This window comes from Pseudomonas sp. dw_612 (genome assembly GCF_018449725.1).
GTDB lineage: Bacteria > Pseudomonadota > Gammaproteobacteria > Pseudomonadales > Pseudomonadaceae > Aquipseudomonas.
Map to the genome: position 1 here is coordinate 152,452 of NZ_JAAVVC010000003.1, position 22,288 is coordinate 174,739.

A 22,288-nucleotide genomic window follows, 5' to 3' on the forward strand; every position below is an offset into this window, starting at 1 on the left:
TTCCCTGAACGGCGCCACCACCCAGCGGAGCCGACCATGCACGCCATCAAACTCTACAACTTCCCACGTTCCGGCCACGCTCACCGTGCGGAGCTGATGCTGTCCCTGCTGCAACTGCCGACCGAGCTGATTCTGGTCGATCTGGCCAAAGGCGCGCACAAGCAGCCTGAATTCCTGGCGCTCAACTCGTTTGGTCAGGTGCCGGTGCTGGACGATCAAGGCGTGGTGCTGGCCGATTCCAACGCGATCCTGGTGTACCTGGCGCAGAAATATGGCAACGGCCGCTGGCTGCCGACGGATCCGGTCGGTGCGGCCAGGGTCCAGCGCTGGTTGTCGGTGGCGGCCGGGCCGATTGCTTTTGGTCCCGCCAGAGCCCGGCTGATCACGGTGTTTGGTGCGTCCTTCAACGCTGATGAAGCGATTACGCGCTCACATGACCTGCTCAAAGTGATGGATCAGGAACTGACCAACAGCGAATTTCTGGTGGGCAACGAGCCGACCATCGCTGACGTTTCCGCTTACAGCTACATCGCTCATGCGCCGGAAGGCAATGTGTCGCTGGCGGATTACGCCAACGTGCGGGCCTGGCTGGCGCGGATTGAAGCCTTGCCCGGGTTTGTCGGCATGCCGCGCACCGCTGCTGGCCTGCAACAAACAGCCTGATAATCGCGTTCGTTTACGCTGCGCCTTGCGTGCAGGGGAGAGGTCGTTATGGAACATTCACCGTGGCACGCTGGCGAAAAGCAGTTGCAGGAACACGTGGGTGTTGCCGAGCGAATGGATACCCTCGGTCGTAGGGTGATTCGCAGCGAGATGCCGGACCAGCACCGTCAGTTCTATCAGCAACTGCCGTTCATGCTGTTCGGCGCGGTGGATGCTGATGGTCGTCCCTGGGCCAGCATTCTCGAAGGGCCACCGGGTTTCGCCCATTCTCCTGCGCCAGACGGGTTGCAGTTCGAATGCCTGCCCGCCGCCGATGACCCCGCGCAATTGCACGCCGGGGCCGCTATCGGCCTGCTGGGCATCGAATTGCACACCCGGCGGCGCAACCGCCTCAATGGCCGGGTCGGGGCCATGACGGCGAGTGGCTTCGGTGTCACGGTGGAGCAATCCTTCGGCAACTGCCCGCAATACATACAGTTGCGCCAGTTCCGCTCGGTGCCGCTGGCGGATCCTTCGACCCGCATCGCCCAGCACCTCGACGAACTGGACGATGCGGCCAGAGCGGTGATCGCCCAGGCCGATACGTTGTTTGTCGCCAGTTATGTCGACGTCGATGGCCAACGCTCGGTGGACGTTTCCCATCGCGGTGGTCAACCGGGTTTCGTGCGCATCGAAGGCAATCGCCTGACCATTCCGGATTTCGCCGGCAACCTGTTTTTCAATACCTTGGGCAACCTGCTGGTCAACCCACGGGCCGGTTTGCTGTTTATTGATTTCAATTCGGGCGACCTGCTGCAGCTTAGCGGGCACACCGAAGTCATTCTTGAAGGCCCGCAAATCGAGGCGTTTCAAGGCGCCGAGCGGTTATGGACGTTTGACGTTGAGCGGGTCGTACGACGGCCAGCGGCGTTGGCGCTACGCTGGCGTTTCGACGGAATGTCGCCCAACAGCCTGATGACCGGTACCTGGGAACAGGCCGCCGCGCGCCTGCAAGCCCAAGCCCTGGGCGATGCCTGGCGGCCGTTGCGGGTGGTGCGGATCGAGGCGGAGAGCCAGAACATTCGCTCGGTGTATCTGGAGCCCGCCGATGGCGCCGGGTTGCCGGTGTTCCAGGCCGGGCAGCATTTGCCGTTGCGCTTTCACATGGGCGGCGAAACGCATATCCGCACCTACAGCCTGTCGAGTGCGCCGTCTGATGACTTTTTCCGTATCAGCGTGAAGCGTGACGGTTTGGTGTCGTCCCACGTGCACGAACAGATCCGCGTCGGCGATGTACTGGAGGCCCGCGCGCCTCAGGGGCATTTCACCGTGGCGCCCCACGAGCGCCGGCCACTGGTGCTGTTGGCCGCCGGGGTGGGCATCACGCCGTTGCTGTCGATGGTGCGCGAGGTGGTTTATCAGGGCTGGCGCACGCGACACATTCGGCCGACCTGGTTCTTCCAGAGTTCGCGGACCTTGGCTGATCAACCGTTTCGCCAGGAGCTGGACCGCTTGCTCGAAGGGACCGGCGACACCGTCCGCGTGCTGCGCCTGCTCAGCCAACCGGAACCCGAGGCGCGGGAAGGTGAGGACTTTGACGTGACCGGGCGCATTGACGCGGCGTTGCTTCAGACGATGCTTGAGGTCGAGGACTACGATCAGTTGGACTTTGTCCTCTGCGGTCCGGGCAGTTTTACCCAAGGCTTGTACGACAGCCTGCGGGAACTGGACATCCGCGACTCAAGGATTCACGCCGAGACGTTTGGCCCATCGACCTTGCGTCGGCGCCTGGACCCGGACGCCGTCGTCATCGAGCGGCCACCGGCTGCGACATCTTCGGTGCCCGTGGTGTTTCAGCGCTCGGCCAAAGAGGCGCGCTGGCAACCCGACGGCGGCAGTTTGCTGGAGTTGGCGGAAAGCCGCGGCTTGCGCCCGGAATTCAGTTGCCGCGGTGGCTCCTGCGGAACCTGCAAGACGCGGTTGATCAGCGGTCAGGTGAATTATCCACAGGTACCGGCCGAAGTACCGGAAGAGGGGCAGGTGCTGATTTGTTGTGCGATTCCGGCCCAGGGTTCGCAGCCATTGGTGCTGGACTTATAGCCACCACCAATCCCCTGTGGGAGCGGGCTTGCTCGCGAAAGCGGTGGATCAGCCAACATCACCGCTGAATGACACACCGCATTCGCGAGCAAGCCCGCTCCCACATAAAAGCAGTTATGCGTAGGACAACGATTTCTCTTCCAGCAATTCCTGATACAGCTCGGTCCACTTGCGCCCCATTTCGTCAGCAGTAAACAACTGCCGATACCGCGCCTCCGCCTTCACGCCCATGGCTGCAGCGCGAACCGGGTTTTCCCACAGGGTGCGCATCGCCTCGCGGAATGCCTGTGGATTGCTCGGTGGCACCACCAGCCCGGTTTCGTTGTGGATGTTGATGTAGCTGGTGCCGGTGCCGATTTCGCTGGAGATCATCGGTTTGCCATACATCGCGCCTTCCAGCAGCGAGATGCCGAAGGCTTCGGAACGCAGGTGCGAGGGGAACACGATGGCGTAGCTCAGTTGCAGCAGCGCCACTTTGTCCTCGTCGCCCAGCCGCCCGAGGAAGTGAATATTGCGCAGGCCCAACGCCTTGGCCTGGGCATGCAGTTCGGTTTCCAGTGGCCCGGCACCGACGATCACCACCGGATAATCCACGTCTTTCAAGGCGTCGAGCAGGATGTGCAAGCCTTTGTAGTAACGCATCACCCCCACAAACAGAAAAAACTTATCCCCAACCGTCTGCCGCCAATGGGCCATGCGTTCGGTGTCGGGCTGTGGATAACCGGCCTTGTTCAAACCGTAGGGAATGACCCGGGTCTTGTCCTGAAACTGTTGCAACACATCGCTGGTGTGCAGGTAGTTGGGCGAGGCGGCGACGATGCGGTCGGCGCTGGCCAGGAAGCGGTTCATCAGCGGTCGGTAGAGTTTGAGCAGGTGTTTTTGGCGGATGATGTCCGAGTGGTAAGTGACCACACAGGGTTTGTTCATGCCGCTGGCAAAGTGCACCAGATCCATGAACGGCCAGGGGAAGTGGTAATTGACCACGTCCGCTTCCGCCGCCAGCTCGCGAAACTGTTTGAACACACTCCAGGAGAAACCCGTGGAGGCGAACTGAATATCGAGTTTGGCCCGGTGCACTTCATGCTGCCCGAGGCGCACCACCGGTGGCGTCGGGTCTGCGCTGAGTGTCAGCACCTGACCTTCGACGCCGTTTCGCGCACCGCTTTCGCAGAGCTGGAAGATGACTTGTTCGATACCGCCCACAGAGTCGGGCAGGTACGTCTTGAAAAAATGAAGAACTCGCATTCAACCTCCCAAAGCCTGGCGGTAGGCGCGGGCTGTGATCTGCGCGCAACGCTCCCAGGAAAAAAGCTTCGCTTGTTGTAGCCCCGCTTCTCGGCATACCTGCCAATGCGTTTTGTCGTCGATCAATCGGCCCATGGCGTCGCGCAAACCTTCTGGATCGTCCGCATCAATGTAGTTGCCCGCCGCGCCAGCGACCTCCGGCATCGCCGAATGCCGCACCAGGATCACCGGGGTGCCGCTGGCCATGGCTTCCAGTACGGGGAGGCCGAAGCCTTCATAGATCGATGGAAAAATCAGCGCCCGCGCCCCGGCCAACAGGTGTGCCACCTGCTCGTCGGGCAGGTAACCGAGCAGACACACGTGACCGGCGGCCAACGACTGACGCAACTCTTCGCTGAATTGCTCGCGCTGCCAGCCGGCCATGCCGACGATCAACAGCGGAAATTGCTGACGCTGCGCCTCTGGCAGCAAGGCATGGGCGCGCAGGGCCAGGCACAAGTTTTTGCGTGGCTCCAGGGTGCCGACGCACAGGAAATATTCCCGCGCCTCGACCCCGTGGGCCTTGAGGACTGTGTCGATGTCCGCCGCGTCACGGGGATGGAACCGCGCCGCAACGCCCAGCGGGGCAACGATGAAACGCTCGGCGGGCAGCGCGAAATGGTCCCGGGCCTCGTCGGCGATGAACTGCGAGTCGGTGAGAATCAGCCGCGCTTGCTGCACGCCGTCGGCCAGTCGCCGCTCGATTTCGCGCAAGCGGGCCGGCGGTTGCGTCTCGGGGTAATGCAGGTGTGTCAGGTCGTGCAGGGTCATGATCGTCGGGCCGTCGAATGACAGCGGCCACAAACTCGGTTCGTGATAGAGGTCGATCGCCGGGGAGCGGCCCTGATCGAAGCGCTTCTGCGCCAGCCAGCGTCGTGCCTGATACGCCCCGGGAATCTGCCGCAACAACGGCGTCAGTCGCGAGTAGCCGGGCATCGCCGCTTCGGGCAGCGAAGTGCTCCAGCCCCAGCCGTGGAACAGCGACAGCTCAACGTCCGGTTCGCAGGCGAGGGCGCCCACCAGTTCGGCGACGTAATGGCCGATGCCGGTGCGCGGCGCCTGGAGGATCCGGGCGTTAAGTGCAATTCGCATGCTGACTCTCAGGCACTGGCAGCGCACTGCCCAGGTTGCGTTCGATGCGCTCCACCAATTGCGCACTCGCCTCGCGCCAGCTCAGCCAGCGCCAATGCTCCAGGGGCAGCGGTGCCGGAAACACCCCGGTGCGCTCCATGTTGGTGACCAGGTCGGTCAGGCTTTGCGGGTCGGCCAGATCGAAATACGCCATGTAGTCGCCACCGATTTCCCGGAACACCGGAATATCGCTGCCCATCGCCGGCAGACCGCGTTGCATGGCTTCCACCAGCGGCAGCCCGAAGCCTTCGACGTAGGATGGGAACACCAGCGCCGTGGCGTGGGAGTAGGCGTGCTCCAGGCTTTTGTCCGAGAGCGAGTTGAACATGAACAAGCGGCGGTTCAGCTCGGGATGCTGGCGGATGCGCTCGATCAACGCGTCACACTTCCAGCCAATCTTCCCGGCAATACACAACCTGGCCTTGGACCCGGCGACCCAGGCGCGCTCGAAGGCCTCCAGCAGATAAGCATGGTTTTTTCGCGGTTCGATGGTGCTGACCATCAGGAACACCGGCTCCGGCGTCTTGAACATCTGCAGCAAGCCACGATCGACTTCGGAGCGGGCGTCGCTCAAGTCCAGTTCGGAACCGAGGTGGAAATGGTCGAACCAGCGCTGCTGCACCTGTTGCGCACCGATGCGGCGCAGCATTTCCTCACGCACCTGATCGCGGATGGTGGTGGAGATCGCCACATAACCATCGGCCGTGCGGGCGATCCAGTCGAACCAGTCGTTGAACACCTTGACCAGCCCGGCGTCGCAGAACTGCGGGTGGGTCAGCGGGATCAGGTCGTAGATCACCGACACGATGCCGACGCCATCACGCTTGAGTTGCTCGGCCAACGGGAAAAAATTCGCGTGCCAGGACGAGTCGAGCAATACCAGTTGATCACCGGCCCGGTGCTGCAACGGTACGCAGCGTTCGGGAATGTGCCTGCCCTTGAGCACCCGTTCGAGCAGGCGCATCGGCAGGCTGAAGCAGGCAAACGCGGTGAGACGGCAGCCGACGTACAGCACCCGCCGACAAAAATGCGACTGGCTGAAGGGCCGCCGCCGTTCCAGCGCGCGATGACGTAGCCAGAAGTTGTTGGCCCATTGTTCCAGCTTCACCCGCAGGCCCATCAGATCGAGCTTCAGCGATTTCAACGGCGCCAGGCTTTTCACCTGATAGAGCGCGCCATCGATCATCACCACCGGGATGCATTCGCGCGTGGCGTCGGCCGCCGGCAGTTGTTGAATAACATTGCGCACGACGCGTTGAATGCCCGAGTTGGCGTTCGGGTGTTCGAAGACGTAGGTGCACTCCACCAACAATCGGGTCATCGCGACACCTCCGGGTCTGCCGTTTGTACAACGGTTTCGCTGGAGCGGCTGATGGTCGTTTGTGCCTCCAGCCACGAGCAACCGACGAAGTCTTCCTGACGATTGTTGATCACGTGGAACACCAGGCCGTAGTCGCGCCATTCGAAGTTGCGATCCAGGTGCGAGTCCAGGCGCGACAGGCTCAAGGCGATCGAGTAATTGCCCTTGCCCAGGCGCATGTCGAAGGCAAAGCGGAAAGTGATCCGTTCACCGGCGCTGAGGTCGGTGATGGCTTTGTCGAGGCGATGGGTGTTGATGCCGTAGATGGCCTGACCGAGCCGATCCTTGATCATGAACCCCAGAATCAGTCGCTCGATGTCCTGGCGGACTTCGGTCTGCACTTCCAGCACCATCGGCTGGCCGACCTCGGCTACTTCCACGGATCGCCCCTGGGCGTCGAGCAGGCGCACGCTGAGAATCCCGGCCTCGCCGGTGCCGGAAATGGTTTGCACCTGGCCGTTGGCGAGCATTTCCTGGCGCACGGTCTGGCCTTCGCGCTGGGCGAGCATGGCGTTGTAGTAGTCCATGACTTCTTCGGGTTTGCCGCGCATGGCCATGCGCCCGCCTTCCAGCAGAATGGCGGTGTCGCAGATCGACTGAATCGCCGAGCGGTCATGGGACACGATCAGCAAAGTGGTGCCAGCCTTGCGGAAGTTGCGGATGCGGTCGAAGCTTTTGTGCTGGAAGTAGGCATCGCCCACCGACAACGCTTCATCGACGATCAGGATGTCCGGGCGCCGCGCCGTGGCGACGCTGAAGGCCAGGCGCATTTGCATGCCGCTGGAATAGGTGCGCACCGGGTGGTCGATGGCTTCGCCGATTTCGGCAAAACTCTCGATTTCCGGCATCAAGGCTTCGATTTCTTCGACCTGCATGCCCAGCAACTGGCCGGCCATGAAGGCGTTTTGCCGACCGGTAAAGTCCGGGTGAAAGCCCATGCCCAGTTCCAGCAACGCGGCGACACGACCTTGCAGTTGAATGTGCCCGCAGGTGGGCTGGGTGGTGCCGGTGATCATCTTCAGCAGCGTGCTTTTGCCCGCGCCGTTGACACCGACGATGCCCACGGCTTCGCCGGGCTGGATCTCGAAATCGACGTCTTGCAGGATCCAGTGCAAGTGATGACGGGTGCCGGAAAATGGCACCAGCCATTCGAGCAGGCGGCTCCAGCGATTCGGGTACTGTTTGTAGGCCTTGCCCAGGCCAGTGACGCGTATATGCCCCATCAGAGTTCGTCCACCATTTCACCGACACGCTGACGAAACATCCGCAGCGCCAGGCCGCAGAACAACAGCCCGATCACCAGCAACGGGATCAGGGAATGCCAGTTCGGCCATTGGTTGTAGAGGAAGACGTTTTGATAGCTGGTCATCAGCGCCGTCATCGGGTTGAGACTGATCAGGTGCTGGATGCCCGGTGGCAGGATCGAGATCGGATACACGATCGGCGTCAGCCAGAACCAGAACTGCAGGAGGATGCCGAAAAACTGCCCGACATCGCGGAAGAACACGTTGAGAATGCCGAGGATCATCCCCAGCCCGGCGGCGAAGATCACTTGCAGGATCAGCAGCGGTATCAGCGCCAATAACGCCATGCCGGGCAAGCGGCCGCTGATCAGCAAGAAGCCGAAGAACAGTCCCAGGATGATCCCGAAGTTGATGCCGGCGTTGAGCAGGGCGATCACCGGCAGGCAGATGCGCGGGAAGCTGATTTTCTTCAGCAGGTTGGCGTTTTCCAGAAACATGCTCTGGCTGCGGGTGGTGATTTCCGAGAACAGACCCCAGGTCAGCAGGCCGGCACACAGGTAAACGCTGTAGGCCAGGCCATCGTCCACGCCCGGCAGACGGGCGCGCATGATCTGGGAAAAGATCACCGTGTACACGACGATCATCGACAGGGGATTGAGCACGGTCCACAAGGCACCGAACAGCGAGTTGCGATAACGCGCCTGGAACTCTCGCTTGACGCTACCGAGGATGAAGCCGCGGTAATTCCACAGCGAGCGGTACAGATTAAGCAGCATTCAAACCGTCCTGCCGTATTGGTCTTCGAAGCGGACGATATCGTCCTCTCCCAAGTATTCGCCGCTTTGCACTTCGATGATCACCAAGTCGATGACCCCCGGGTTTTCCAGGCGATGCTTGTGCCCGGCGGCAATGAAGGTGGATTCATTCTTGGCCACCAGATGCGTGCCGGTGCCGTTGTTGGTGACTTTGGCCATGCCTTCGACCACGACCCAGTGTTCGTTGCGGTGATGGTGCATTTGCAATGACAACTTGCCGCCCGGCTTGACCACGATGCGCTTGATCTTGAAGCGCGTGCCTTCCTCGAGCACGGTGTAGGTGCCCCATGGTCGGCTGACGGTGCGGTGCAGGCGATAGGCTTCGTGCTTTTTGTCCTTGAGCTGCTTGGCCACCCGGCGCACATCCTGGGCGCGGTCGGCGTGGGCCACCAGCACGGCGTCGGCGGTGTCGACGATGATCAGGTTATCCACACCCACCGCAGCCACCAGCCGGCCTTCGCTCTGGACGAAGTTGTTGTGGCTGTCGACAAAGATCGCGTCGCCGCTGGCGCGGTTGTTCTGTGCGTCCGGCGGTATCAACGCGGCCAGCGCACCCCAGGAACCGATGTCGCTCCAGTCGAAACCGGCGGGCACCACCACCACTTTGTCCGAGCGTTCCATCAAGGCGTAGTCGATGGAGATATCGGTGATCTCGGCAAACAACGCCGGCGACAATTCCTGTTGCAGGCAGCCGCCGGTTTCCACCGGAGCACTGTCGGCCATGCAGGCCCGGGTCTGTTCCAGCAACTCCGGGGCGTGAATCTGCAACTCGTCCAGCAGCGTGGCCACCGAGAAGCAGAACATGCCGGAGTTCCACAGGAAGTTGCCGCTTTCCAGGTAATGCGTCGCGGTTTGCAGGTCGGGTTTTTCGACGAAACGCTGGACCTTGGCCGCACCTTTGTCGTCCAGCGGGGCGCCGGTCTCGATGTAGCCGAAGCCGGTTTCCGGCGCGGTCGGTACCACGCCGAACGTCACCAGATGACCGCTCTTGGCCAGCGTCACGGCATGCTCGACCGCACTCTGCAAGGCGTCGACATTCACGATCAGGTGATCGGCCGGCATGACCACCATGATCGCCTTGTCACCGTGCAAGGCTTGCAGCGACAACGCCGCCGCCGCGATGGCCGGGGCGGTGTTGCGGCCGGTTGGCTCCAGCAGGAAGTGCCCGCGATGACGGGCCAGTTGCGCGTCGTGGTAGTGATCCTTGCTCTGGAAGTAATACTCGCGGTTGGTCACGGTGACGATGTCGCCCCAGCCATCGAGCAGGCCCGCCGCGCGCCGGTAGGTCTTGCCCAACAGCGATTGGCCGTCGGGCAATGTCATGAACGGTTTCGGGTGCCCTTCGCGGGACACCGGCCACAAACGGGTCCCGGCACCGCCGGAGAGGATCACAGGAATCAGCATGGCCTACTCCTTGGCGACGCGTTTCATGTCCGCATCCATCATCATGCGGATCAAGGTATCCAGATCGGTTTTTGGCTTCCAGCCCAGTACGCGCTGGGCCTTGGCCGGGTTACCGAGCAGTACGTCGACTTCGGCCGGGCGGAAAAACGCCGGGTCAATCTTCACGTAGTCGCGGTAGTTCAGGCCAATGTGATCGAAGGCGATGCGGCACATTTCGCGCACGGTGGTGGTCACGCCGGTGGCGACCACGTAGTCATCGGCCTTGTCCTGTTGCAGCATCAGCCACATGGCTTCGACGTAGTCGCCGGCGAAACCCCAGTCGCGCTTGGTGTCGATGTTGCCCAGGCGCAACTCGTTCTGTTTGCCTTGCTTGATGCGGGCGGCGGCGTCGGTGACCTTGCGGGTCACGAATTCGATGCCGCGCAGCGGTGATTCGTGGTTGAACAGGATCCCGCTGTTGGCGTGCAGGTTGAAGCTCTCGCGGTAATTCACGGTGATCCAGTGACCGTAGAGCTTGGCCACGCCATAAGGGCTGCGCGGGTAGAACGGCGTGTTCTCGTCCTGCTGCTCGGCCTGGATCAGGCCGAACATTTCGCTGGTGGACGCCTGGTAGAAGCGTGTGTGCGGACTGAACTGACGGATCGCTTCCAGCAGGTGCGTCACGCCCAGGCCGTCGACGATGCCGGTGGTCACCGGTTGATCCCAGGACGCGGCGACAAAGCTTTGCGCCGCCAGGTTGTAGACCTCGTCTGGCGCCGACTTGATCACCGCGCGCTGCACCGAGCAGGCATCGGCCATGTCGCCGTCCAGGTAGACAATGTCACCCTCGACCCCCATCTCGCGCAGGCGCCAGCGCGAATCGCTGCTGCGCCGTGCCACCAGGCCGTGGACCTTGTAACCCTTGTCGAGCAGCAGTTTGGCCAGATAAGCGCCATCCTGGCCGGTGATCCCTGTGATCAGTGCACTTTTTGTCATTCTTCTTTCACTCGCTTCTCCCAGTCGGACAGGATCGCCCGCAGGGATTGTTGTGTTGTGATTTCAGGCGTCCACCCTGTGGCCTGGGCAAGCTTGGCATGGCTGCCGCACACGCGACGTTGATCCGCGCGGCGAAGGCGTGCAGGGTCTTGAATCAATTGCATGTCGACCTGGGCGAGGTCCCCCAGTTGTTCGATCAGGCTGCGGATGCTCTGCTCGCGTCCCGAGCAAATGTTGTAGACCTGCCCCGGCGCGCCTTTTTCCAGCAGCGCCAGGTAGGCCGAGATCACATCGCCGACATCGAGGAAGTCACGGGTGACATCGATGTCGCCGACTTCCAGGCGAGGCGCCTGCAGGCCTTGTTTGATTCGATTGATTTGCCGCGCGGCGCTGGCGATGACGAAGCTGTCTTTCTGCCCGGTGCCGATGTGATTGAACGGACGCGCCACCAGCACCGGCCAGCCTTCACTCAAGCCCCATTGCAGGCTGAGAAATTCCGCCGACAGTTTGCTCACGGCATACGGATTGCGCGGGCAGGGTGGCTGGAGTTCGCTGATCGGCAACTGCGCTTCGCTGACCTGGCCGTAGACATCGCCGGAGCTGACGTACAGGAAGGTGCCGCTGAAACCGCGCGCCTTGAGGGCTTGCAACAGGTTCAGGGTGCCAAGCAGGTTGATGTTCAGCGTGCGTGCCGGATCGCGGAAGGCTTCGGGAACGAAAGTCTGGCCGGCCAGGTGAATCACCGCGTCGGGCATCTCGGGCCACAGGCCTTCGAGGCTGTCCGGGTGGCCGAGGTCATACCGGGAAGGGACAGGCAGTAGCTCCCAATCCGAGGCATCAGCCTTCAGACGTGATTGGATGTGTTGTCCTACGAATCCACTCAGACCCGTAACGAACAGACGCTTTTTCAAACAGCGACCCCTTGGTCATACATTTCTGCCATTCCCCTACAGGCTTTACGGAGATGTCTGACAGACCGGGTGGATTCGTTGGTCGAAAGACGGGCGAAATGTTTTGTTGTAGTTGTTTGGTAGCCAATCTGTGCCAATTGCTCGGCAATTTCAACAGGTCCAACCGTGACTGGTCAGTTCTCGTTTGCGCAGGGCTATTTATTCTCGTCGGGCGGTTCACGAATCCTCGACGGATGTGTTTAGAATGCCCCTCGTCACGATTATCCAGCGTTCGCCCGGGATGCTCCCTGACCCCGCGAAGCTGACCATTAAAACAAGAACGTAGACGGGCAAGAAGACGATGGACGACGACCGGTCAATGCCGACTCGATCCATGGCTTCGCCGTCATAGAGTGAGGCTGCCGGGACGGTGGTTTCATCGTGGGATGCCATGAATTTCATTCTTTACTCGGACGTCAACGACAGCTCCATCAGCCAGAGCCTTGGTCGTCCCGAATACAGTTACTACTTCGTGCTCAAGGCCTATCGCCCAGTGCTCGAAAGCCTTGGGCGGGTGCATGTGGTGTCGTCGGCTGCCGACGTCGACCCGCTGTATCGGCAGTTGCAACAGGCCGGTCAGGAATGCCTGTTTCTCTCGTTCTCGCCACCGCATAAAACCCCGATCGACCTGCAATGCCCGATGGTGTGCGTCATTGCCTGGGAGTATGACTCGATCCCGGACGAGGACTGGGACAACGATCCACGGCATGACTGGAGCCAGACCCTGGCGCGTCATGGCCGGGTGATTACCTTGTCCAGCCACACGGCCCAGGCCATCCGTCGCACGCTGGGTGAAGACTTCCCGGTGCTGGTGCTGCCTACGCCGTTGTGGGAACGCTTCGCCGATGTTCGTGAGCAGTATCCGAGTACGCCGGTGAACCCCGGCACCACGTTGCAGATCAAGGGCTGCATCATCGACAGCCGTCCGATGGGGTTGTCGGCCGATGGTCTGATCGCGCCGATCTTCAATGAGCAGGAACTGGAAGCCCGCGGCTTGAGTATTGAAGAGCCGGAACCGGAACCTGAGCCAGAACCCGTGCCGCCACCGCCACTGACCCTGCGGCGACGCGCGTTCATCACCAAGCATTACCTGCGCGAAGCCTGCCGGGCGCTGACGACCGACTCCGAGCATTCGTCGCTGTTTTTGCTCAAGCACAACCTGCTGCTGTGGTATCGCGAAGCCGCTCGCGATCTGATGCCGGTCGCTGTCCGCGAACAGCTTTTCCGGTTGCGCACGCCAGTGTCGGAGCCATTGCCGGAACCGCAATCACAGCCCGAACCATTGCCGCTGGCGACCACCGTCAGCGAAGCCATGGAACTGGCCGAGCACCCACAAGCCGTTTTTCCCGATACCAGCGAACGGGTCGAGATCGACGTCAGCGGCGTGGTGTATGTGAGCGTGTTCAACCCCGAAGACGGGCGCAAGAACTGGCATCACCTGATCACCGCGTTCTGCTGGGCCCTGCGTGACGCGGAAGACGCCACGCTGGTGTTGAAGATCACCCAGAACGACTTGTCGACCTACTACGTCCACTTGATCACCTTGCTGTCGCAACTGTCGCCATTCGCCTGTCGGGTGGTGGTCATGCACGGTTATCTGGAGGACGAAGAGTTCGCTAGGCTCTACGGTGCGGCGAGTTTCTACGTCAACGCGTCCCGCTGCGAAGGCTTGTGCCTGCCGTTGATGGAGTTCATGTCCTGCGCCCGGCCGGTGATTGCGCCGAACCACACGGCGATGGGCGACTACATCGATGAGCGGGTCGGGTTTATCGTCAAGTCCAGCCATGAACCGACGATCTGGCCGGAAGACGCGCGCATTCTCTATCGCACCCTGCGCCATCGACCGGACTGGGGCTCGCTGAAAGCCGCCTACGAGGACAGCTACGCCATGGCCAAGAATCGCCCGCAGGATTATCAGGCGATGGCCACGGCGGCGAATGAACGCATGCGCGACTACTGCGGTTTTGCCCCGGTGCAGCAGCGCCTGTCGCAGTTTTTCGGGTTGGCACCGAGCCGCGAAACCACGCCGCTGACAGCCGAGGCGGGGGCTGCATCATGCTGATCATCATTCATTCGGAAACCAACAAGAGCAATATCCAGCAGAACCTGGGACGGCCGGAGTACAGCTATTACTTCGTGCTCAAGGAGTTCCGTCCCGTGCTGGAGCGACTGGGGCAAGTGATCGAAGTCAGCAACCCTGACGAACTGGTGGATCGCTTGTATTTCGACTGCTTGAGCCGTGGCGAAGACTGCATTTTCCTGTCGTTCTCGCCGCCCCATCGCACGCCGATTCATTACGCCTGCCCGACCGTGCCGTTGTTCGCCTGGGAGTTCAGCACCATTCCCACCGAAAGCTGGCAGGGCGAACCTCGTCACGACTGGCGCGTGGTTTTGGATGCGTGCGGCATGGCGATTACCCATTCGACCTTCACCGTCAACGCGGTGCGCGAGGTGATGGGCGCCGACTACCCCATCTGCGCGATTCCCGCCCCCGTGTGGGACCGCTTTGCTGCACGAGGCGAACAACTGAGCAAGCGTGCGGTGGTGGAGCCGGTGCAACTGAACCTGCGCGGCCTGTTGATCGACAGCCGCACCACGGATTTGCGTGCTTACGGCCCACCCGCATTGTGCGAAGGAACCCCGCTCTCGTTCGACGGCCCGCCCCTGGACTGTCAGTTGCAGCTGGAAGGCGTGGTCTACACCTCGGTGTTCAACCCTTACGATGGGCGCAAGAACTGGCAGGACATGCTCAGCGCGTTCTGCACCACGTTCCGCGACTCGCCCGATGCGACGCTGGTGTTGAAACTCACGCACCACGACATCGCCAACGCACTGAACGATATGCTGCATCACCTCTACAAGAACCAGTCGTACCGGTGCCGGATCGTGCTGATCCACGGTTATCTGGCCGATGTGGATTACGAAAGATTGGTCGAGGCCACCAGTTACGTGGTGAATTGCTCGTTCGGCGAGGGGCAGTGCCTGCCGCTGATGGAGTTCATGTCCTGCGGCAAACCGGCGATTGCGCCGCTGAACACGGCGATGGCCGACTACGTCGACAGCGACAACGCGTTCATCGTCGATTCCACCGATGAGCTGACGGCCTGGCCCCACGATCCCCGGGCGGCGTATCGCACGCTGCGTTACGTGACCGATTGGGATTCGTTGTGTACGGCTTATCGCGTCAGCTATGACGTGGCTAAAACCGATGCCGAGCGCTATGCCCGGATGTCGGCCCATGCGGTGCGCAGCCTCGAGCGATTCTGCAGCCAGGCCAGCACCGAACAGCGTTTGCGCACGTTCTTCGAACAACGGCTGGCGCGTGTCAAGGCGTTGCCCGTGGAAGCCTCGGGCGCATGATCCGGCGCTTGCTCGCACGTCTCTGGCCGGCGCCGCTGCCGGCGCCAGTTCCGGTCGCCAGCGTGTCGCCACGGGATGTCGGCTTGCATGACGCGGTCCTCGACGGCTGGTTTTTGAATGACAGCGGCGAACTGCTCAAGGGCTTTGCCATTACGGCGGACGACACCTTGCTGGACGTTGGCTGCGGTGAAGGCGTGGCGTCGCTGTTTGCGGTGCGTCAGGGCGCGTCGGTGATCTTCACCGACAGCGAACACGACAAGGTCCGCGACCTGGCCCGGCAGGTGGAGGCGCAGTCGGATAAACCCAATCTCGGCCTGGTGAGCAACAGCTTGCCGCTGCCCTTGGCCGACGGCTGCGCGAGCAAAGTGGTATGCATGGAAGTGCTCGAACACATCGACCAGCCCGAGCCGTTCATGGCCGAACTGGTGCGCATGGGCCGTCCCGGAGCGTTGTATCTGCTGAGCGTGCCGGCCCCGGTGGGCGAACATTTGCAAAAGGGCATCGCGCCGGCCAGCTATTTCCAGTCACCCAATCATGTGCAGATTTTTACCCCCGAACGGTTTGCCGCGATGGTGGAGGGGGCGGGGCTGGTAATCGAGCATCGTCAGGCCACCGGGTTTTTCTGGGTCATGGGCATGATCTTTTTCTGGGCCAGCGAGCGGGCGGCCGGGCGCGAGTTGAGTGGCGCGGTGCGTGACCGAATCCAGGCGCCGTACCCGCCGCTGATGGAGAGTTGGGCGAAAACCTGGCAGGACTTGCTGGCGCAGCCCAACGGCTTGGCGATCAAGCAAATGCTCGATCAATTCATGCCCAAGAGCCAGGTGATCATCGCCCGCAAACCGCTGGATGCCGGCGACGTATCCGGGAGAACAGCATGAGCAGCAAACGCATCATGGACATCGAGTTGCTGCGCGGCATTGCGGTGCTCGGCGTGTTGTTCCATCACCTGCAAGGCAGCCTGTTCACCGACATCGTGCCGTCGTTGGAACGCATTCATGCCTGGGCGCAGCCGTGGTGGGGCGTCGATCTGTTTTTCGCGATCTCGGGCTTCGTCATCGCGCGCAGCCTGATCCCGGCTTTGCAAGGTTGCAGCACCCGTCAGGAATACTGGCAGCAGACCCGCAACTTCTGGCTGCGCCGGGCCTTTCGATTATTGCCGTCGGCTTGGTTGTGGCTGGCGTTGATGCTGCTGGCGTGTCTATTTATCAACCAATCCGGTGCGTTCGGCACGTTGCACGCCAACTTGCAGGCGACGCTGGCCGGGGTCGCGCAATTCGCCAATTTCCGCTTCGCCGACAGTTTCTATCGCTACGAATACGGCACCAGTTTCGTTTACTGGAGCTTGTCGCTGGAGGAGCAGTTCTACCTGCTGTTCCCGCTGCTGATTCTGGTCTGCCGCAAACACCTGGTCTGGGCCTTGCTGGCGCTGGTCGCGGTGCAGTTGTTCACGTTGCGCACGCCGATCCTGATGGTGGTGCGCACCGACGCACTGGCCCTCGGCATCCTGTTGGCGATGTGGAGTGCGCGGCCCGGTTATGCGCGCTGGGAACCGACCTTCTTACGCCGGCCGTGGGCGGGCGTTTCAGTGTTGCTGATCGTAGCGCTGGCGCTGAGCGTGATGGCCACCGATCGCTTTACCTTCACCCATTACCGGATCGGCGCAATTGCCGTGCTCAGTGCGGTGCTGGTCTGGGTCGCGTCCTATAACCGGGATTACCTGATGCCGGCGGGTGCGCTGAAGAACCTGATGGTGTGGATCGGCAGTCGCTCCTACGGGATTTACCTGATCCACATTCCGGCTTATCTACTGGTGCGCGAAGTGATCTTCCGCTTGCAGGCCGCCGGTTTGCCGAGCCCGGCCGGTCACCCGATCCTGACGGTCCTGATCGCGGCCGGGCTGATCGCCCTGTTGAGCGAACTCAATTACCGCTTCGTCGAAATGCCCATGCGCAATCGCGGCGCCTCGCTGGTGCAACGTCTGAGCACGTCCCGAACCGCCGTCCCATCCTCTGGAGCTACCTCATGCTGAGGCTTTTGAAGAAACTCACGTCGAGCACGCCCGCTCCCGCCGCGCCAGTGGCTCCGGTCGCGGACAAGGTCGATCCGTACATGCTCGGCCTGCGCGATGCGGTGCTCAGCGGCTGGTTCAATCAGCAAACCGACGAGTTGTTCACCGGTTTCCGGGTGACTGCCGAGGACACCTTGCTCGACGTCGGCTGCGGCGATGGCGGCAACGTGCATTTCTGCGGCATGCGCGGGGCGAAGATCATCATTGCCGACATTGATGCGGCCAAGGTTGAAGCGACCCGTTTGCGCCTGGGCGATACCCCGGCCCGGGACGTTGAATGCCACGTGACCGACTGCAATCCGCTGCCGATTGCCGATGGCACCGCCACCCGCGTGGTGTCCACCGAAGTCATCGAGCACGTCGACGATCCGGCGCAGTTCCTCGCCGAACTGGTGCGGGTCGGCAAACCGGGGGCGCTGTATTTGCTCAGCGTCCCGCATCCCAGCTCCGAAGACCTGCAAAAAGACATCGCCGCGCCGGAGTACTTCCAGAAGCCCAACCACATTCGCATCATCAGCGAAGAGCAGTTCAAGGCAATGGTCAGCGAGGCCGGGCTGGAAGTCATCAGCCACAGCCAGTACGGGTTCTACTGGTCGATGTGGATGCTGTTGTTCTGGGAGGCCAAGGTTGATTTCAGCAATGCTGATCACCCGCTGCTCAATCATTGGGCGGATACCTGGCAGGCGATCCTCGAATCGCCACGGGGCGCGCAGATCAAACAGGCGCTGGATGGGGTGGTGGCGAAGAGTCAGGTGATCATCGCCCGCAAGCCCTGAGCAGGACCCACTGTGGGAGCGGGCTTGCTCGCGAATGCGGTGTGTCAGGCAACATTTACGGTGACTGATACTCCCTCTTCGCGAGCAAGCCCGCTCCCACAGGGTTTTGTGTACGCTGTGGCCCTGTGTTTTCAGGATCAGGGATTTCATGTCGTTTTTCGTTCGTCTCTCGGTTCTGCTGGTTGCGATGTTGTTGCTCAATGGCTGTGAGCAAAAGGCATCTCTACCACTCGATCAACAACTCTACGTCTGGCAACGGCAATGGACTCCGGCCCACGAAGCTGCGTTGCGGGACAGCCGCGCCGATTTCTCGACCTTGCGGGTGCTGGCCTTGCAGGCGTTTCCCCAGGACGGGTGGCGTCGGGCGCGGGTTGATCCGGCGTTGCTCAAGCAGGACGGCCGGCCGCTGATTGCAGTAATTCGCCTGGATGGCCAGCTCAAGACGCTGGATCAGGACGAGGTCATTGCGCAGATCCAGCAACTGCTCGGCGACTGGCAAACCCAAGGCTTGACCCTGGCCGGCGTGGAAATCGACCACGATGCCGGCAACGCTCGGCTACCGGCCTATCGCACGTTCCTCACACAGTTGCGCGCCGCGCTGCCGGCGGCTTTGCCCCTGAGCATCACCGCATTGCCAGCCTGGCTCGACAGCCCTGAATTGCCGGGGTTGTTGGCGACGGTCGATAGCAGCGTGTTGCAGGTGCACGCGGTCAGCGATCCGCGCCATGGCTTGTTCGACGCGGCTCAGGCTGAACAGTGGGCCAAGGTCTGGAGCCGCATCACGCCTAAGCCCTTCTACCTGGCACTGCCGGCCTATGGCGTGGCGTTGTTGCCGGACGCCGATGGCGCGCCGGTGGTGGAAAGCGAAGTGCCTATTGAACGTGGCGGCAAACGTCGCGAGTTACTGGCTGATCCACAGCAATTGAGCGCACTCGGCAGCGAGTTGCGCCAGCATCCGCCGGCCCATCTGGCCGGGCTGATCTGGTTCCGTCTGCCGTTACCCGGTGATCGCCGCGCCTGGAGCCTGACGACGTTGGGCGCGGTGGCCCGTGGTGATGCCCTCGACAGTCGCCTGAACCTGCAACTCTCCGAACACAACGGCCTCTATGACATCGCCATCATCAATCAGGGCAACCTCGACAGCGCCTGGCCCGAACGCCTGACGCTGGCGGTGCAAGGGTGTGACGGCGCCGATGCCCTGGCCGGTTATGCGTTGCAACAGCGCCCGGATCTGCTTACCTTCACCCGCCTGCGCGACGGTCGAGTGCCGGCCGGTGGTCAGCGCGCCATCGGTTGGGCACGTTGCACACACATTGATCAAGGAGGTTCGAATGTTCACCCGTAACTGGCCCCGCCATCTGCTCTGCCTGAGCCTCAGTTTGCCCCTGGGTTCGGCGTTGGCCTGTGGGCCGGACTTTCCGATGCGCCTGCTGGATGACCGGGAGCAGTCCCTCGCGGAGCTGCCGGAAGGCAATTTCCGCTTCGAGGTCAATCGCCTCGGGCACGCCATCGCCGGGTTGAAGAATGCCACGGTGGCGACCAATACCCCGGGCAACGGCTACGGCGATGAGCCGGCCTACACCGAGCAACGGGACAAGGCGGAACAGGCCGGTTTGACCGCCGAGCAGCAAGCGCTGGTCACGCAACTGCGCACGTTGACCGATGCGCATCAGGTGGAGATCCAGGGCGCGAGCCTGCCGGTGGATCTGCGGTTGTACCTGGCGGGCGCCGTGGCGTTCAACGCCGGGGATCATGTGCTTGCCGCTGAATACTTTCAGAAAGTCCTGGCGCTGCCGGCCAGTCAACGACCGTTGCGCAGTACATGGGCCGCGTATTCATTGGGGCGGGCGCTGTATGAAATGAGCGCCGAGGCGGGCGCCGGGCCGGATCTGTTGGCTCAGTCGCAGAAAGCCTTCGCGCAGGCCCGTCAGCTGAGCATCGACGGCTTCAGCGACCCACTGGAATTGGGCGTCGCCAGCCTCGGTGAAGAAGCTCGGGTGGTGCGTACGGCGGGCGACTGGAACCGCGCGATCGAACTCTACGCCACGCAAACTATCCACGGTTCGCCGGTGGGTTACGCCTCGCTCAAGCAGTTGATGGCCGAACTCACGGCGCTGCCCGATGATCAATTGGCCGTGTTGCTGGAGGGCAAAACGGTGCAGCAATTGGTCACGGCTTCTTTGATCAGCCGCGTCGGCTGGTCATTTGGTGAACAACCGCCGAGCGAGAAAAAGCTGATCCCGCTGCTGCAAAACAGCACCCGTGGCAGCCTGGATAACGCCGATCGGCTGGCGGCGATGAATTATCAGCAGGGCGACTACGCCAGCGCCAAAGCCTTTGTCGAACACGCGGGCGACGGCGGACTGGCCTGGTGGATACGCGCCAAACTGGCGCTGCGCGAGGGCGATAAGGTTGCTGCCGCAGCGGCTTATGCGAAAGCGGCCCAGGCGTTCCCGCAGCAGGAATCCTGGGGCGAGGCGCGTATCCCGGAATGGGATTACAACGATGTCGTTGTGCAACCCAAATGCCGGGTTGAGGGCGAAAGCGCGATTCTCGCCCTGCAACGGGGCGACTACCTGCAAGCTTTCGACCAGCTCTATCGCAGCCAAGGCATTTACTGGCTCGACGCGGCCACGGTCGCCGAGCGGGTGCTGACCGTCGATGAGCTCAAGCATTACGTCGACACCCAAGTGCCGGCCGTACCGCCGCTGACCCAGCAGGATCGCGACAACTACGTGCCGTTGCCGGTGGCGGCGAAGCTGCGCGATTTGCTTGGACGGCGGTTGTTGCGCGAAGAGCGCTACGACGAGGCGCCGGCCTATTTCGACAACCCCGACCTGCAGGCTAAGGCCAGTTTTTACGGGCAGATGCGTCAGGAAGCCGAATCCAAATGGTGGCCGACTCGCCGGGCGTTCGCTTACTACCAGGCCGCGAACACCGCTCGCCACGATGGCATGGCGCTGTTGGGCTACGAGATGTCCCCGGATTACGCGACCTTCGACGGCAATTACAGCCTGGAGATTCCCGAGCTCAAGGTCGGCCCGTTGATCGCCGAGGGCGAAGTGCTGCGTCAGCAGGCCACGGTGGCGAAGCCGGATGAGCGTTTCCATTACCGTTATGTCGCGACGGCCCTCGCCAGCAAAGCCGCCGATCATCTGCCCCACAGCAGTCAGGCGTTTGCTGCCGTGCTGTGCAAGGCGTCCAACTGGGGCACCCGCCTGGAGGAACAGAGCGCGTTCTATCAACGTTATGTCGAGCAGGGCCCTTATGTGGTCTGGGCCGGTGATTTCGGGCACCAATGCCAGGAGCCGGACTTCCAGAACACCGATAAACGCTACGTAACTCAATTCGTGGACAGTCTGCGTTCGACGTTGCGGCCCTACAAGCGGCTGCTGCAGATCACCGGTGTGTTGGCGGTGACGGCGGCGGCTTTGTTGCTGATCAATCGTCGCCGTCGCCACAAAGCGCAGTAAGGCTCACGCCTGTTGAACGAACGTCAGCCTCAGGGCGAAACCGATCAACAGGCTGCCGAACAGCCACTGCTGCATCCGTTGGGCCGACGGGCTGCGCTGCAGCCAGCGGCCGAGCGCGGCGCCGACCAGTGCGTAGGCGCTGTCGAACAGCAAACCCACGCCGACCAGCACTACGCCAAGGATGGCGAACTGCCCGAGCACCGGCCCGGCCTGGGGATTGATGAACTGCGGCAGCAGTACCGAGCAGAACAGCAACGCCTTGGGGTTGAGCAGGTTGGTCAGCAAACCGCGCTGGATCGACTCGCGCCAGCGCGGTTTTTCGAGCGTGGCGCCGGCGCCATTCAGGTTGGGCAGCATCGTGGTGCGCAGGCACTGAATGCCGATCCACAACAGGTACGCGGCCCCGGCGAGGCGCACCACATCGAAGGTCCAGGGCGCAGCCTTGAACAACGCCGCCAGCCCCAGCGCCGCCAAGGCCACGTGACAACCCCGGGCAATGCCCAGGCCAATCGCCGTGGCCAGCGCCGCGCCTTTGCCCTGGCGGGCGCCGGTTTGCAGCAGCAGGATCATGTCCGGGCCGGGCAGCAGATACACCACCGCCAGCGCCATGAAAAACAGCCAGAGACCTGCCATGTTGCACCCCGTTCGTTGTCGATTTGGTAGGGGCAGTCTAGGGCCGGAGGGCAGGGCAGGTGCTTGCGTAGTT

18 protein-coding genes are annotated in these 22,288 nt (G+C 62.1%); 9 read left to right on the forward strand and 9 right to left on the reverse strand.

Translation table 11 applies throughout. The annotated features are described in order from the left end of the window. The first annotated feature begins 36 nt into the window (after window positions 1-36). Together HB680_RS06375 and HB680_RS06380 are read left to right on the forward strand one after the other, a co-directional pair. Window positions 37-663, forward strand: a complete 627-nt coding sequence (locus tag HB680_RS06375) for a glutathione S-transferase (protein ID WP_213937721.1) — start codon at window positions 37-39, stop codon at window positions 661-663. Window positions 664-711: 48 nt separating this feature from the next. Next, window positions 712-2,742: a pyridoxamine 5'-phosphate oxidase family protein gene (locus HB680_RS06380; protein WP_213937722.1), complete on the forward strand. Its 2,031-nt coding sequence runs from the start codon at window positions 712-714 to the stop codon at window positions 2,740-2,742. A 114-nt stretch (window positions 2,743-2,856) separates the two neighbouring features. Here the strand turns inward: HB680_RS06380 and HB680_RS06385 are convergent, their stop codons facing one another. Genes HB680_RS06385 through HB680_RS06420 form a run of 8 tightly spaced genes read right to left on the reverse strand, consistent with a single transcriptional unit; the run spans window position 2,857 to window position 11,866 of the window. After that, window positions 2,857-3,987 carry a glycosyltransferase family 4 protein gene (locus HB680_RS06385; protein ID WP_213937723.1) on the reverse strand — a complete coding sequence of 377 codons (1,131 nt, stop codon included), beginning with the start codon at window positions 3,985-3,987 and terminating at the stop codon, window positions 2,857-2,859. Then, a complete protein-coding gene (locus HB680_RS06390) occupies window positions 3,988-5,118 on the reverse strand; it encodes a glycosyltransferase family 1 protein (RefSeq protein WP_213937724.1) in 1,131 nt (376 codons plus the stop codon). Continuing rightward, window positions 5,102-6,478, reverse strand: a complete 1,377-nt coding sequence (locus HB680_RS06395) for a glycosyltransferase family 1 protein (protein WP_213937725.1) — start codon at window positions 6,476-6,478, stop codon at window positions 5,102-5,104. Before HB680_RS06395 ends, HB680_RS06390 begins: the two co-directional genes overlap by 17 nt. Then, window positions 6,475-7,740 (reverse strand): ABC transporter ATP-binding protein, encoded by a 1,266-nt coding sequence (locus HB680_RS06400; RefSeq protein WP_213937726.1) that lies wholly within the window; start codon window positions 7,738-7,740, stop codon window positions 6,475-6,477. Before HB680_RS06400 ends, HB680_RS06395 begins: the two co-directional genes overlap by 4 nt. Then, the gene (locus tag HB680_RS06405; RefSeq protein ID WP_213937727.1) at window positions 7,740-8,537 is read right to left on the reverse strand and encodes an ABC transporter permease; all 798 of its coding nucleotides are present in this window, start codon (window positions 8,535-8,537) and stop codon (window positions 7,740-7,742) included. Before HB680_RS06405 ends, HB680_RS06400 begins: the two co-directional genes overlap by 1 nt. Beyond that, window positions 8,538-9,980, reverse strand: coding sequence for a mannose-1-phosphate guanylyltransferase/mannose-6-phosphate isomerase (locus tag HB680_RS06410; protein ID WP_213937728.1), 1,443 nt, complete (start codon window positions 9,978-9,980; stop codon window positions 8,538-8,540). It abuts the gene before it with no gap. A 3-nt stretch (window positions 9,981-9,983) separates the two neighbouring features. Beyond that, the gene (gene gmd, locus HB680_RS06415) at window positions 9,984-10,955 is read right to left on the reverse strand and encodes a GDP-mannose 4,6-dehydratase (RefSeq protein WP_054048203.1); all 972 of its coding nucleotides are present in this window, start codon (window positions 10,953-10,955) and stop codon (window positions 9,984-9,986) included. Beyond that, a complete protein-coding gene (locus HB680_RS06420) occupies window positions 10,952-11,866 on the reverse strand; it encodes a GDP-mannose 4,6-dehydratase (protein ID WP_213937729.1) in 915 nt (304 codons plus the stop codon). The genes gmd and HB680_RS06420 overlap by 4 nt, the downstream gene beginning before the upstream one ends. 430 nt (window positions 11,867-12,296) lie before the next feature. Between HB680_RS06420 and HB680_RS06425 the strand changes: the two genes are divergently transcribed. The 7 genes from HB680_RS06425 to HB680_RS06455 all read left to right on the forward strand — a co-directional run bounded on the left by HB680_RS06425 (window position 12,297) and on the right by HB680_RS06455 (window position 21,582). Continuing rightward, window positions 12,297-13,967, forward strand: coding sequence for a glycosyltransferase (locus tag HB680_RS06425; protein ID WP_213937730.1), 1,671 nt, complete (start codon window positions 12,297-12,299; stop codon window positions 13,965-13,967). Then, complete coding sequence (locus HB680_RS06430; RefSeq protein WP_213937731.1) at window positions 13,961-15,265, forward strand: glycosyltransferase; 1,305 nt, start codon at window positions 13,961-13,963, stop codon at window positions 15,263-15,265. The genes HB680_RS06425 and HB680_RS06430 overlap by 7 nt, the downstream gene beginning before the upstream one ends. After that, entirely contained in the window at window positions 15,262-16,143 is an 882-nt protein-coding gene (locus HB680_RS06435; protein WP_213937732.1) for a class I SAM-dependent methyltransferase, read from the forward strand. The genes HB680_RS06430 and HB680_RS06435 overlap by 4 nt, the downstream gene beginning before the upstream one ends. Beyond that, window positions 16,140-17,294, forward strand: coding sequence for an acyltransferase (locus HB680_RS06440; RefSeq protein ID WP_213937733.1), 1,155 nt, complete (start codon window positions 16,140-16,142; stop codon window positions 17,292-17,294). Before HB680_RS06435 ends, HB680_RS06440 begins: the two co-directional genes overlap by 4 nt. Beyond that, on the forward strand, window positions 17,288-18,109 hold the full coding sequence (locus tag HB680_RS06445; RefSeq protein ID WP_213937734.1) for a class I SAM-dependent methyltransferase: 822 nt from the start codon (window positions 17,288-17,290) through the stop codon (window positions 18,107-18,109). Before HB680_RS06440 ends, HB680_RS06445 begins: the two co-directional genes overlap by 7 nt. Before the next feature lie 148 nt (window positions 18,110-18,257). After that, complete coding sequence (locus tag HB680_RS06450; RefSeq protein ID WP_213937735.1) at window positions 18,258-19,454, forward strand: DUF3142 domain-containing protein; 1,197 nt, start codon at window positions 18,258-18,260, stop codon at window positions 19,452-19,454. Beyond that, window positions 19,441-21,582 carry a hypothetical protein gene (locus tag HB680_RS06455; RefSeq protein WP_213937736.1) on the forward strand — a complete coding sequence of 714 codons (2,142 nt, stop codon included), beginning with the start codon at window positions 19,441-19,443 and terminating at the stop codon, window positions 21,580-21,582. Before HB680_RS06450 ends, HB680_RS06455 begins: the two co-directional genes overlap by 14 nt. 3 nt (window positions 21,583-21,585) lie before the next feature. On the opposite strand, the gene HB680_RS06460 is transcribed toward HB680_RS06455, so the two are convergent. Beyond that, window positions 21,586-22,215, reverse strand: a complete 630-nt coding sequence (locus HB680_RS06460) for a LysE family translocator (RefSeq protein WP_213937737.1) — start codon at window positions 22,213-22,215, stop codon at window positions 21,586-21,588. Window positions 22,216-22,288: the final 73 nt, after the last annotated feature.

Bases quoted from the DNA above. Each gene is read 5' to 3' on its own strand.
- HB680_RS06460 (WP_213937737.1), bottom strand. From the start codon at position 22,215: ATGGCAGGTCTCTGGCTGTTTTTCATGGCGCTGGCGGTGGTGTATCTG.
- HB680_RS06385 (WP_213937723.1), bottom strand. From the start codon at position 3,987: ATGCGAGTTCTTCATTTTTTCAAGACGTACCTGCCCGACTCTGTGGGC.
- HB680_RS06400 (WP_213937726.1), bottom strand. From the start codon at position 7,740: ATGGGGCATATACGCGTCACTGGCCTGGGCAAGGCCTACAAACAGTAC.
- HB680_RS06375 (WP_213937721.1), top strand. From the start codon at position 37: ATGCACGCCATCAAACTCTACAACTTCCCACGTTCCGGCCACGCTCAC.
- HB680_RS06425 (WP_213937730.1), top strand. From the start codon at position 12,297: ATGAATTTCATTCTTTACTCGGACGTCAACGACAGCTCCATCAGCCAG.
- gmd (WP_054048203.1), bottom strand. From the start codon at position 10,955: ATGACAAAAAGTGCACTGATCACAGGGATCACCGGCCAGGATGGCGCT.
- HB680_RS06395 (WP_213937725.1), bottom strand. From the start codon at position 6,478: ATGACCCGATTGTTGGTGGAGTGCACCTACGTCTTCGAACACCCGAAC.
- HB680_RS06380 (WP_213937722.1), top strand. From the start codon at position 712: ATGGAACATTCACCGTGGCACGCTGGCGAAAAGCAGTTGCAGGAACAC.
- HB680_RS06405 (WP_213937727.1), bottom strand. From the start codon at position 8,537: ATGCTGCTTAATCTGTACCGCTCGCTGTGGAATTACCGCGGCTTCATC.
- HB680_RS06455 (WP_213937736.1), top strand. From the start codon at position 19,441: ATGTTCACCCGTAACTGGCCCCGCCATCTGCTCTGCCTGAGCCTCAGT.
- HB680_RS06450 (WP_213937735.1), top strand. From the start codon at position 18,258: ATGTCGTTTTTCGTTCGTCTCTCGGTTCTGCTGGTTGCGATGTTGTTG.
- HB680_RS06410 (WP_213937728.1), bottom strand. From the start codon at position 9,980: ATGCTGATTCCTGTGATCCTCTCCGGCGGTGCCGGGACCCGTTTGTGG.
- HB680_RS06435 (WP_213937732.1), top strand. From the start codon at position 15,262: ATGATCCGGCGCTTGCTCGCACGTCTCTGGCCGGCGCCGCTGCCGGCG.
- HB680_RS06390 (WP_213937724.1), bottom strand. From the start codon at position 5,118: ATGCGAATTGCACTTAACGCCCGGATCCTCCAGGCGCCGCGCACCGGC.
- HB680_RS06445 (WP_213937734.1), top strand. From the start codon at position 17,288: ATGCTGAGGCTTTTGAAGAAACTCACGTCGAGCACGCCCGCTCCCGCC.
- HB680_RS06440 (WP_213937733.1), top strand. From the start codon at position 16,140: ATGAGCAGCAAACGCATCATGGACATCGAGTTGCTGCGCGGCATTGCG.
- HB680_RS06430 (WP_213937731.1), top strand. From the start codon at position 13,961: ATGCTGATCATCATTCATTCGGAAACCAACAAGAGCAATATCCAGCAG.